Source organism: Candidatus Cryptobacteroides sp. (assembly GCF_056207615.1).
The window spans coordinates 1-11,502 of sequence record NZ_JBAEER010000140.1 but is presented as its reverse complement, the minus strand read 5'-3'; the positions used below and the strand labels follow the sequence as shown (position 1 = coordinate 11,502).

At 53.4% G+C, this 11,502-nt stretch carries 9 protein-coding genes and 2 pseudogenes; 4 read left to right on the top strand and 7 right to left on the bottom strand.

Features of this window, described 5'->3' with window-relative positions; translation table 11 throughout:
- Positions 1–285, top strand: a pseudogene (locus tag AC06ND_RS08200) (tagaturonate reductase); the annotation flags it as partial.
- A gap of 518 nt (positions 286–803) precedes the next feature.
- On the top strand, positions 804–3,113 hold the full coding sequence (locus AC06ND_RS08195) for a TonB-dependent receptor (RefSeq protein WP_475678498.1): 2,310 nt from the start codon (positions 804–806) through the stop codon (positions 3,111–3,113).
- A gap of 57 nt (positions 3,114–3,170) precedes the next feature.
- On the opposite strand, the gene AC06ND_RS08190 is transcribed toward AC06ND_RS08195, so the two are convergent.
- From AC06ND_RS08190 to AC06ND_RS08180, 3 genes are read right to left on the bottom strand one after another with little or no spacing between them, the layout of a single operon-like run.
- Positions 3,171–3,764, bottom strand: a complete 594-nt coding sequence (locus tag AC06ND_RS08190; protein WP_475678497.1) for a prolyl-tRNA synthetase associated domain-containing protein — start codon at positions 3,762–3,764, stop codon at positions 3,171–3,173.
- 2 nt (positions 3,765–3,766) lie between these two features.
- Positions 3,767–4,327: a hypothetical protein gene (locus tag AC06ND_RS08185; RefSeq protein WP_475678496.1), complete on the bottom strand. Its 561-nt coding sequence runs from the start codon at positions 4,325–4,327 to the stop codon at positions 3,767–3,769.
- Between the two features lies 1 nt (position 4,328).
- On the bottom strand, positions 4,329–5,153 hold the full coding sequence (locus tag AC06ND_RS08180) for an MBL fold metallo-hydrolase (RefSeq protein ID WP_475678495.1): 825 nt from the start codon (positions 5,151–5,153) through the stop codon (positions 4,329–4,331).
- 127 nt (positions 5,154–5,280) lie between these two features.
- Between AC06ND_RS08180 and AC06ND_RS08175 the strand changes: the two genes are divergently transcribed.
- Together AC06ND_RS08175 and AC06ND_RS08170 are read left to right on the top strand one after the other, a co-directional pair.
- Positions 5,281–5,577, top strand: coding sequence for a TIGR03905 family TSCPD domain-containing protein (locus AC06ND_RS08175; protein ID WP_475678494.1), 297 nt, complete (start codon positions 5,281–5,283; stop codon positions 5,575–5,577).
- 103 nt (positions 5,578–5,680) lie between these two features.
- Entirely contained in the window at positions 5,681–6,388 is a 708-nt protein-coding gene (locus AC06ND_RS08170; protein WP_475678493.1) for a Bax inhibitor-1/YccA family protein, read from the top strand.
- Positions 6,389–6,459: 71 nt separating this feature from the next.
- Here AC06ND_RS08170 and AC06ND_RS08165 read toward each other — a convergent pair whose 3' ends face one another.
- From AC06ND_RS08165 to AC06ND_RS08150, 4 genes and pseudogenes are all read right to left on the bottom strand, one after another.
- Positions 6,460–7,593 carry an aldose epimerase family protein gene (locus tag AC06ND_RS08165; RefSeq protein ID WP_475678492.1) on the bottom strand — a complete coding sequence of 378 codons (1,134 nt, stop codon included), beginning with the start codon at positions 7,591–7,593 and terminating at the stop codon, positions 6,460–6,462.
- An 18-nt stretch (positions 7,594–7,611) separates the two neighbouring features.
- On the bottom strand, positions 7,612–9,912 hold the full coding sequence (locus tag AC06ND_RS08160; RefSeq protein WP_475678491.1) for a glycoside hydrolase family 3 C-terminal domain-containing protein: 2,301 nt from the start codon (positions 9,910–9,912) through the stop codon (positions 7,612–7,614).
- Positions 9,913–9,917: 5 nt separating this feature from the next.
- Positions 9,918–11,090, bottom strand: a complete 1,173-nt coding sequence (locus AC06ND_RS08155; protein ID WP_475678490.1) for a family 43 glycosylhydrolase — start codon at positions 11,088–11,090, stop codon at positions 9,918–9,920.
- A 150-nt stretch (positions 11,091–11,240) separates the two neighbouring features.
- Positions 11,241–11,502: pseudogene (locus AC06ND_RS08150) on the bottom strand (glycoside hydrolase family 43 protein); the annotation flags it as partial.

Sequence of the window (11,502 nt, the reverse complement as noted above, 5' to 3'; positions counted from 1 at the left end):
AAGGGCCTCGTGCTCGGCCTCGCAGCCATCGCTACCTACTACAAGGGCGGTAAGAGGGGAGAGGACGAGATCGTGCCGAACGACGATCCTGCAATCATGCAGCTTCTCAAGGACCTTTGGGCAAGCGGCGACGTCCGCAAGGTCGCAGAGGGCGTTCTCGCTGCGTCAGATCTTATCTGGGGTGAGGATCTCAATGCCATCCCTGGCCTTACCGACATGCTTGCTGCGAATCTCGCGAAGATCCAGTCAGAGGGTATGCGCGCAGCCGTCGCTGCCATTCTCTAGACAAAGCCGTCAATCAATGCTACTCTCGAGATCGAGAAGCTCGTATTTCATTTCTCCAAACGATGCCCGATTCATACGGTTACTCGTAAAATTGTCATATATTTGCTGCCGATGAATAGAGGGTTCTCAAAGGTCAGTAGCGTTTTCCTGCTTGCGTTGTTCGCATTCTTCTTTGCGTCGACAACCCTCTTCACGCATACCCACGAAGGACAATACGGCAAAATAGTCCATTCTCATCCATGGAGTGCGAAGTCCCATGATCATTCCAGTGCGCAGTTCCAGACTATCAACTTAATTTCGGCGAATATCTACAATGTGTCAGCCCAGACATATATTCCCGATTGTCAGGAGACTCCTCTGATTGCTTCGATATTCTTTGACTTCAGCGCAGTCGTAGTGGGTCTTCATCCTGGAACTATAACCCTGAGAGGTCCCCCGATGTCAATATAATACTTTATTCATCGACCGCCCACAATGAGCGGTCTAGTCGACGTATTATATAAACATCAGATTCACAAATGAAATTCAAGCATATTATGTGTGCCCTCGGACTAGCATTGTGTCCGGGAGCCTTCGGCGCTTTTGCGCAGTCAAACACTGATTCAACCATTCAAGGTCACGTGACAGATTCAAAGACCGGAGAGCACCTTCCATTCATAACAGTAATGTTGAAGGGAACTAAGATAGGGACGCAGACGTCATCCTCCGGACACTATTCGCTCAGGAACGTTCCAACTGGCAAGTATGAACTCGTAGCAACGTCCATCGGATATTCGGATGCTTCAATCAGCATCGATGTAAAGCCTGGCGAATCACGGGAGGTTAACATCTCAATTTCAGAAGAACAGATGTCGCTTGACGAGGTTGTTGTCAGCGCTACCAGAAATCATACATTCAGAAAGGAATCCCCAATTCTGGTAAACATTATAGACCAGAAGGTCTTCGCTACGACATCATCTCCGACCCTTGCTGAGGGACTGGCATTCCAGCCCGGAGTAAGAGTCGAGAACGACTGCCAGAACTGTGGCTTCGCACAAGCCAGAATGGACGGTCTAAGTGGCCACTATACCCAGATCCTGATAGATTCCCGTCCCGTCTTTTCTGCGCTTGCCGGTGTGTATGGACTGGAGCAGATACCAGCATCCATGATTGACAGGGTGGAGGTAGTACGCGGAGGCGGTTCCGCATTATATGGCGCGTCAGCCATTGGAGGAACCATCAACATAATAACCAAGGAGGCAATGTCTCCCAGTGCAAGCATAAACCACAGCATCACATCCATGGGAATGAGCAATTCCTTTGACAACATTACCAATGTCAACGCCTCCATGGTGACAGATAACGGAAAGGCTGGAGCATTCGTATTCGGTCAGAAACGCTCCAGGGAGAGCTACGATGCCAATGAGGATGGCTTCAGCGACATTCCTACGATCAATTCGATTACCGTCGGAACAAGAGCTCATCTTCTTGTTACTCCATTCTCGAAATTAAGTTTGGAGTATCACGGAGTCAAGGAATTCAGACGTGGTGGGGACAATCTTGACCATCCTGCCCATGAAGCTCTTATCGCTGAGCAGACAGAGCATGTCAACAACAGCGGTTCCATCTCCTTTGATGGACAGAGTGCGGACGGCAGGCATCACTACAGCATCTATGCTTCTGCACAGCTGATCAACCGTAACAGTTATTACGGCAGCCAGATGGACCCGAATGCATACGGAAAGACGAAAGACCTCACTTCTGTTACAGGAGCACAGTATTCGTACAATTTCGAAAGGCTCCTCTTCATGCCTTCACAGATGCTGATGGGAGCTGAGTTCAATTATGACAGGCTGCATGATATTTCCCTGGGATACGATCAGGTGACTGACCAGACGGTAAAGATTGCAAGTGCCTTTTTCCAGAACGAATGGAAAAACGAGCACTGGTCAATCCTGGCAGGAGTAAGACTTGACAAGCATAATCTTATCAAGACACCTATATGGTCACCAAGATTCAACATCAGATACAGCCCGGTTCGTGACCTTGGATTCAGGGCCATCTATGCCAGCGGATTCAGAGCCCCTCAGGCTTTTGATGAAGATCTGCATATTTCCGTGGTCGGCGGCGAAAGAGTCAGAATCCGCCTTGCTGACAATCTGAAGGAAGAGAAGTCGCACTCATTCAGCCTATCAGGTGACTGGGATCACAGTTTCGGCACTGTAAGAACGGATTTCATGATAGAGGGATTCTTCATCATGCTCATGAACACATTCGCGCTAAGAGAGACAAGCGACAGGGCTGATGGAGGTATGAGCAGTGTCATGGAGAGATACAACGGTTCCGGAGAGAACGTGCTGGGTTGCAACATCGAAGGAAAAGTCTACATCGGTAACAGCTTCAACATTCAGGCAGGCGTGACATTCCAGAGAAGCCGTTATGAGAAGCCGGAAGTATGGAGCACAGACCCAGATGTCGAGGCGACTCTCAAAGTATTCCGCAGCCCGGATTCATATGGTTACATGGTTGCGACCTACAAGCCAGTCAAGCAGCTCAACCTGAGCGTTAACGGTACATATACCGGATCCATGCTTACTCAGCATATGGCGGGAAGCGGCACTCCAGTGGACATCGCTGTCCAAACTCCAAGATTCTGGGATATGGGCTTTAAGGCTGGATACGAATTCAATATCATGAACAGTTGCAGGCTGGAAATCACAGCTGCAATCAAGAACATCTTCAACGCTTACCAGAAGGACTTCGACAAAGGTGAGTACAGAGACTCTGGATATATATACGGACCGTCTCTTCCTCGCTCTCTCATCACTGGTGTGACATTGTCATTCTAGACCCCAATCAAATAATCACCCTTCATTCTATGTCTAGGCACTATGCTAGGGTGTATTTCATTTGTGACGATTGCCATTTCTCGCGTAATCTATTTCGAGTGCCTCGGCCTCGCCGCCCCAGATGGTGATGAAACGGAGGAAATCATCCTTGGAAATGACCACCGTAGCGGTGTTGTCGCATGGGTGGAAGCTGACGTGGGTCGCCTTCAGGAGGGCTGAATCGTAGAAGAACTTCATCCTGTGGCCGTTCTCGAAGAGCTCCTTCGGATCGGCACCGGTGAGGTCCATGTCATGGATGAGTCCGAACATCCCCACCGAACCCGGACGCACGCCCAGACAGCGCATCAGGCGCTCCTCCGAGCCGAAGGACAGCTTGCCCTGACGGAGCATGTGCTCAAGGCTGTGGATGTCCAACTGCTTGTGGCAGTCGTAGGAGATGAGGTAGTGACGGTTGCCCTTGTGGTTCCTCATGAAGAGGTTCTTGCAGTGCACGGGACCGCTGCCGTCGGTATGGCGACGGTCGATCTGTTCCCAGTATTCGAGAGCCTCCTCGATCGTAAAGAGTGGGGGATGGACATAGATCTCGTAGGCGATTGAGTGTGCCTCGAGGAAATCCAGGACCTCCTGAATGGTTTCGTTATACTCAGCCATCGCTAGTCCTCGTCCTTGTCGCCGCCGAGAAGGGCGTCGTAGCCCGGAATGACGGTGCCCATGCCCTTGTGGAGATTCTTCCTGTCCTTCACGACGCAGAGCACCCTGAGGTCAGGGGTGACTACGGCATAGAGTCCGTCGCAGTGAAGCACCTGGTTGCGGTTGGTCACGGTCGCGTCGAAGGATACGTCGTAGTAAGCGATCTCGTCCACGTGCTGGGCGAAAGAGTTGATCAGGCTGTCCAGTCCGGAAAGTATCTTCTTGCTCTTGGAGATAGTCTCCGCCTGTGCCTCGAAGTTCTTCACCTTGTGCTGCATCGCATAGTTCTCGAGACGCTCCTGGGCCTTGGCATTCTTGAGCTCGAAGAGACCTTTCCTTCTCGCGAGCTCGGTTCCATAGGTGGTGGAATCAACCACCTCGAACCTCTGGAAGCTGATCTCGTTGTAGGTCGGATTGAGCTCGAGCACCTTGTCGGCTACCGCCTGCTGGAATGGGGTGAGCTTCTGCCCGCCGCAGGAAACGAGCAGCAGGGCCGAAGCTATGATATAGATGAATCTTTTCATTTTACTTTCTGTAGTCGAGGAATGCAGGCTCTGGGAAGTGCATTCCTGCCATGAGAAGCTTCTGCTCCTTTGCCATGTTCACCATCTCTTCGCGTGTCTTTGCAGAGAGCTCAGGATCGCCGTCGTAGGTAGCTGAGATAGAGAAATCTGCCATCTGGAGAGCCACTGCGTGCATGATGTCACCAACGACGATGAGCTCATTCCTCTTATATGCGGTGTGACCTGGGGTGTGGCCAGGTGCGTCGATGGTCTCGATGTCCATAGGGAGCACGTCGCCGAACTGGAAGGTCTTGATCTGCTCGGCGTAGGTGTCGTACAGGCTGAGAGCCTGTGCGTTCCTGCCCTCCATTGCGAGCCAGCCGTCGTACTCAGGCTGCGAGATGTATACCTCAGCGTTGCTGAACACAGCTGCGCCGTCCTTCATCATGCCGCCGATGTGGTCACCATGGAGATGGGTGATGAACACATAGTCCACGTCCTCCGGTGCGATGCCCAGGTAGGCGAGTCCGTCGATGAGCTTGCTGTCAGGAGAGCCCATGCCGGCGTCGAAGAGAGCGACCTCGTCACCCTTGCAGAGCACGAACGCTCCCATTGAAGAAGGCACGCCGTCGGTGAGTCCGAGTGATTCTACGAGCTCCGGAGTTGCCTTGGGGAAGAGCTGGGTGCCGGTGTTCCTTGATGCAGGGGTGTCCCTGATCCATGTGACCACCGCTCCGCCGCGGAGCTTCTCTGAGTGGATTCCTTCGGGTTCCTCTACTGGAGCCGCTGAGTTGCATGAAGCGAGAAGGCAGAGTGCGCCTATCGCTGAGAAAAGTCTAGTCTTCATATTATGGTCTTTGTTATAAGTTCGTATTACTGCGAGTGAGCATAATGATGCGAAGATACGAAAAAGTACCGTCGCAAGCAATTATCCGACTTTTTCATATATTTGCAAGAGCAAAAAAGACAAAGAAATGGCATTCGAACCTATTATCATCTCTGACCGCACTGAAGACGGTATCAGGAAACTCACAGTACAGACAAGCAGCGCTGTATGCGCGCAGGCAATGCAGCTCGAGATCGAGGGTGACGTCCTTCGCTCGGCAACCTTCCTTGGCGGTTGCCATGGCAACACCCAGGGTGTCGCAGCCCTCAGCAGGGGAATGAAGATCAGCGAGATCATCGAGCGCATCGAGGGCATCAACTGCCACGGCAAGGGTACCAGCTGCCCAGACCAGCTCGCAAAGGCTCTCAAGCTTGCGATCCAGTAATACGAGAAGCCTCACGCCTCCAGTGACAAACTGTCATCAGTAGTCATTGGAACGGAAATTGCTTTGGAAAGCTGCGTCAAACAACTTTAAAAGGACAGAAATTATGGAAAATTACTACGATAGCAACAGCTACGGCAACTACGACAGCTTTGCCGTAAGCAGCGCGTCCCTCATCAGGACCGTATATCTCTGGATGACCGGTGCTCTCGCAATCACCGGACTCACCGCATGGTACGTGGCGCACAACGCAGCGGCGATGAGCTTCATCTTCGGCCATACCGGTGTCATGTTCGGACTCATCATCGCCGAACTCGCTCTCGTGATCGGTCTCACACGCTCAATCGACAGGCTCTCACCTGTTACTGCGACCATCATGTTCCTTCTCTATTCGATGGTGAACGGCGCGACCCTCGCTTCGATTTTCGTCGTATATGAGCTCGGAACCATCGCGTCCGCGTTCTTCACCACTGCGGCGACCTTCGGCGTCATGGCACTCTTCGGAGCTGTGACCAAGAAGGATCTCACCAAGGTCGGCAACATCTGCATCATGGCAGTCATCGGTCTTATCATCGCGATGCTCGTGAACATCTTCCTCAAGAGCACCATGTTCGATATGATCATCAGCGCGATCGGCGTACTCGTGTTCACCGGTCTTACCGCATACGATTCTCAGAAGATAAAGGAGCTGCTCTACGGACAGCCTGAGAATGATATGACAATCAAGATCTCAATCATCGGAGCTCTCACTCTCTATCTTGATTTCATCAACCTCTTCCTCTACATCCTCCGTTTCTTCGGAAGGCGTAACTAAGAGATAGCAAGATTAAAGAAACAGCCCTCTGCATATCGCAGGGGGCTGTTCTGTTTTATTCTTGTCCAGCTTTACTTGACTGAGAACTTGTAGATCACAGTGTGCTGATACTTCTTGCCAGGGCGGAGGAGGGTGCTTGGGAACTCAGGATGGTTAGGTGAGTCCGGATACATCTGGGACTCCATCGCCACGGCTGCGCGGTTACCGGTGAAGAGCTGCATGCCTGGATGGTTGTTGATGAACTCCATCTGACGGCCTGTAGCAGGCGAGTAGAGGATTGCGACGCACTCGAGCTTGCCGGCCTTCTTGTGGTTGAGGCAGAAGTTCTGGTCGTAGCTGCGTACCATACCCTCTGGGATCTGGATTGCTGGCTGGCCAGGACCGAAGCCTCTTCCTGTAGGCATTGCGAACTGACGGTCTCCGAGCTTGACCGGCTTGCGGAAGTCGAAGAGGGTGCCGTCGACAGGGAGGAACTTGCCGGTAGGGATGAGGGTGGCGTCTGACTCGGTGATGTTGTCAGCATCTATGCTGTGCACATGGCCGAGGATGTCACCTCCGTGGAAGCCCTCGAGATTGAAGTAGATGTGGTGCGAAAGGCTGCATACGGTTGGCTTGTCGGTGGTAGCGCTGTAGCTGATCGAGAGGCCGTTGTCGCGGGTGATGGCGAAAGTGAGGTAGGTCTTGATGTTTCCAGGGAAACCGTCGAGGCCGTCCTCGAGAAGGCAGCTCAGGGTGACTGAGTTCTTCTTTACCTTCTCTACGTCCCATACGATGTTGCCGAAGCCCTTGGTGCCGCCGTGGAGTATGTGCTGACCATTGTTCTTGGTCACCTGATACTCGACACCGTCGATGCTGAACTTGGCATTGGCGATGCGGTTCGCATAGCGACCGAGAGCCGAGCCCACAGGGTTCCTGCTGAAGCCCTGATACTGCTGGATATTGTCGTTGTGACCGACCACGTTGTCGTAGTTCCCGTCCTTGTCAGGAGTGAAGAGACCTACGACATAGCCTCCGAAATTGGTGATCTGAGCGGTAATCGTACCGTTGGTGATTGTGTAGAGTGAAACGGCCTTTCCGTCGATCTCGGTCTCGAAATCGGAAGCCTTGAGAAGCTCAGGCGTCTTGGTCTGGGCGTTCGCTAATGTTCCGCAGAGTAGTGCTGCCGCACATATCACTGCATTCCTGAGGATGTTTGTGGTCTTCATTATCTGGTTGATTAAAGTTTAGTCAATCCTGAGCTTGCGGGCCTTGAGGTCCTTGTCGCTTGATGACGAGCCGCAGAGAATCTTGTACTTGCCGCTCTTGACGGTCATATCGTCGAGTTCTGAGTCATAGTACTCGAACGAAGATGCAGGGAGCTCGAGGGTCACGACCTTGCTCTCTCCCGCCTTGAGATGGATTCTCTGGAAAGCCTTGAGGGCCTTGACAGGAGCGTCGGCGTCGTTGAGGCGCTTCACGTATACCTGAACTACCTCGTCAGCGTCAACCTTGCTTCTGTTCTTCACCCTTACCTTGACGGTAACGGTGTCGCCGGCCTTGATGCTCCTGGCAGAGAGCTTGGCCCTGCCGTAAGAGAAGCTTGCGTAGCTGAGTCCGAATCCGAAAGGATAGAGAGGTTCCTCGGTCATGTACCTGTAGGTCCTGCCGTCCATGTCGTAGTCAAGGAAGTCTGGGAGCTGGTCGGTAGACTTGTAGAAGGTGATAGGGAGCTTGCCTGAAGGGGATACCTTGCCGCTCACGATGTCGCCGACTGCAGTACCGCCGGCCTGGCCGCCGTACCATGCGCAGATGAGTGCATCATAGTCGTCCTTGTTCTGCTCGAGTGCGAGAGCGCTGCCGGAGCAGAGTACGAATACCACTGGCTTGCCGGTGTCATGGAGAGCCTTGAGGACCTTGCCCTGGATCTTAGGGAGCTCGATGACCTCGCGGTCGCCGCCCTTGAATCCCTCGATGCTTACCCTCATCTCCTCACCCTCGATGAACGGTGAGAGACCTCCGACGAAGAAGATCACGTCTGCCTCGGCTGCGCGTGATGCGAGAGCCGCGAGTGCCTCAGGAGTGTAGTTCTCCGAAGGGATAGGGGTGGATGCCTCGAGTTCGGCCTGCTGCTTCTTTCTGAGCTCGGCCTGCTCCTCCTCTGAAAGGCCCATGTAGATCTCGGTGTTGAGACCTCTCTTGGCCCTAGGATCCACGAATACGAAGCCCTCGACGAGGTCGCAGCCTCTTTCGTAGGTCACCTCTGCGTCAGGGTATGCGTTCTGGATACCTTCGAGTATGGTGACGGTCTCCGATGGGATACCGTTGTAGTTTCCGAGCATCATCTTCTCGTCGTTGGCGTTAGGACCGATGACGGCGATCTTCTTCACCTTCTCGGGACGTACAGGAAGCACACCGTCGTTCTTGAGCATCACGACTGACTGGCGCGCAACCTTGAGCGCATGGTCCTTATGCTCCTGGCAGTCGACGTTAGAATATGGCATGCTGCTCCATGGAACCATCTCTGCCGGGTCGAAGATACCGAGCTCGAAGAAGCCGCGGAGTATCCTGCGGATAGAGACGTCGAGGTCTTCCTCGGTGATGTAACCGTTGTCGATGGCCTCCCTGAGGGATCTGTATGCGCTTCCGCACTCGATGTCGGTACCGGTGAGGACGGCGTTGGCAGATGAGCTTGCTGCGTCAGGGAACTTCTCGTGGTGGCCGAGGAGATAGAAGTCGTTGATCGCACCGCAGTCCGAAACGACGAGGCCCTGGTAGTTCCACTTGCCGCGGAGAATCTCCTTGAGGAGGATCTCGCTGCCGCAGCATGGGTCACCTTCATAGCTGTTGTATGCACCCATGAACTCACGCACGCCTGCGTCTACCGCGAGGGTCTGGAACGCCGGGAGGTAGGTCTCCCAGAGGTCGCGCATGGTCACAACGGCGTTGTAGCTATGCCTGTTCCACTCCGGTCCGCTGTGGACTGCGAAGTGCTTTGCACATGCGTGGGTCTTGTAGTAGTCAGGATTGTCGCCCTGCAGACCGCGCACGGTAGCTGCACCCATCATCGAGGTGAGGAAAGGATCCTCTCCGTAGGTCTCCTGGCCGCGGCCCCACCTTGGGTCACGGAAGATGTTGATGTTAGGGGTCCAGAAGCTAAGTCCATAGTATCTTGCGTGGTTGCCCTTGGCCTGCGCGTCATTGTACTTCGCACGAGCCTCGTCGGATACATAGGTGAAGGTCTGGAGGTGGGTCTCAGGATCGAAGGTCGCTGCCATACCGATGGCCTGAGGATATACGGTAGCAAGACCGGCGCGGGCTACTCCGTGGAGTGCCTCGTTCCACCAGTCATAGTCAGGGATGCCGAGTCTCTCGACGCCCTTCGAGCCGTTCATCATGAGTCCGATCTTCTCCTCGAGGGTGAGTCGCTGGAGAAGGTCCTGAATCCTCTGCTCCCTAGGAATCACAGGATTCTGATAAGGCTCTATCTGTGCGAAAGCCTGCGCCGAGAAAAGGGCGCAGGCTGCTAAGATGATTATTCTCTTCATGGGAATTACTTGATGACGTATCTCTTACCGAGGACGAGCTTGTCGCCTGAAAGGTCAACCTCCCAGAGCTGTGGCTTTCTTGGGCCATTTCCCTCTGAGTGATGTACAGAGTAGAGGAGCTTGCCTTCGAAGGTGGTGAAGAGCATACCGTGACCTGAGTTGTTAGCGAGGAATGGCTTTGGCTCCTGTACCCATGGGCCGGCGATGGTGCCTGACTCAGAGTAGCATACTGCCTGGAAGTAGCGCTCCTTGCCCCAGGTAGCCCAGAGCATACCGAGCTTACCGGTCTCAGTGCGGAACATCTGAGGGCCGTCGGTAACCCAACCTGGCATCTTCATTCCGAAGGTAGCCTCGCCGAGAGTGTTCATCTCGCCGCATGAAGGGTTCTCTGATGCACGGAACATGCAGACTGGCTTAGAGATGGTCTTCTTGAGGTCAGAAGAGAGCTCTACGTACTCCATGGTACCGTCGATGAGCTGTGTCCACTCGTGAACGTAAACCATATAAATCTTGCCGTTCTCCTGATAGAGGGTACCGTCGATACAGTCGTCCTCACGTGGCTGATAGTTGTGGTCAGGGTTCTCGTCGAAGAGCTCATAAGGACCTTCAACATTCTTTGAGCGGAGGAGGACAGTCTGATTGTGAGGCACGTTGTAGCGGCGAGGGACCTGCTGGATGAGGTCGCTGTGGTCGCTCCATGTACCTGCATAGTAATAGTAGTCACCGATCTTGTGGATCTCGGCTGCAGCTGCTCCGCTTGCACCCTCGAGCCATGAACCTTCGATGTTTACGATATTGTAAGGGCCTTCCCACATCACGAGGTCCTTAGACTTCCACATACGTCCGCCTGATGAGGTGAGGTAGTAGGTCTTGGTCTCTGGATCTGGATAGATGTAAGGGTCAGACATAGAGAGATCGTTGAAGTGAACGGTCCTGATGGTGTTCTGCTCTGCCCTTCTTCTGCGAAGCATCTCTGCGCGGCCGGTGGTGTCGGTGGTATGTGCACCGCCGAAGTTCCTCTGACCTGCGTCAGCGCGAGGAGCCTGCTCGCCTGGCTCTACGACCTTCTTCTGGCACTCTTCGCAGCAGCAGTCGTCTGCGGCAGGAGCCTGGTTGCCAGCGCAGCTTGCCATAGCCATTGCTGCGAGGGCAATGATTGAAATTCTGATGAGTTTCATGTTGAGTTTGTGTTATTGGGTTAATATGAATTGCCTATCCGATGGCACAAGCCATAATCGCTCAAATATACGCCTAAGTTTGCAGAAACGCAAAGAAAAAGGCGGGCCTCTGTTCGAGACCCGCCAATCTTAGTACAACAATACAAACCTTTATTTCACGATGATCTGCTTGCCGAGTACGAGCTTGTCGCCTGAAAGGTCAACATGCCAGTACTGAGGCTTTCTAGGACCATTGTTCTCTACATGATGTACGACATACCTGAGTTCACCCTCGAAGGTGGTGAAGAGCATACCGTGACCTGAGTTGTTTGCAAGGAATGGCTTTGGCTCCTGTACCCATGGGCCGGCGATGGTGCCTGACTCAGAGTAGCATACTGCCTGGAAGTAGCGCTCCTTGCCCCAGGTAGCCCAG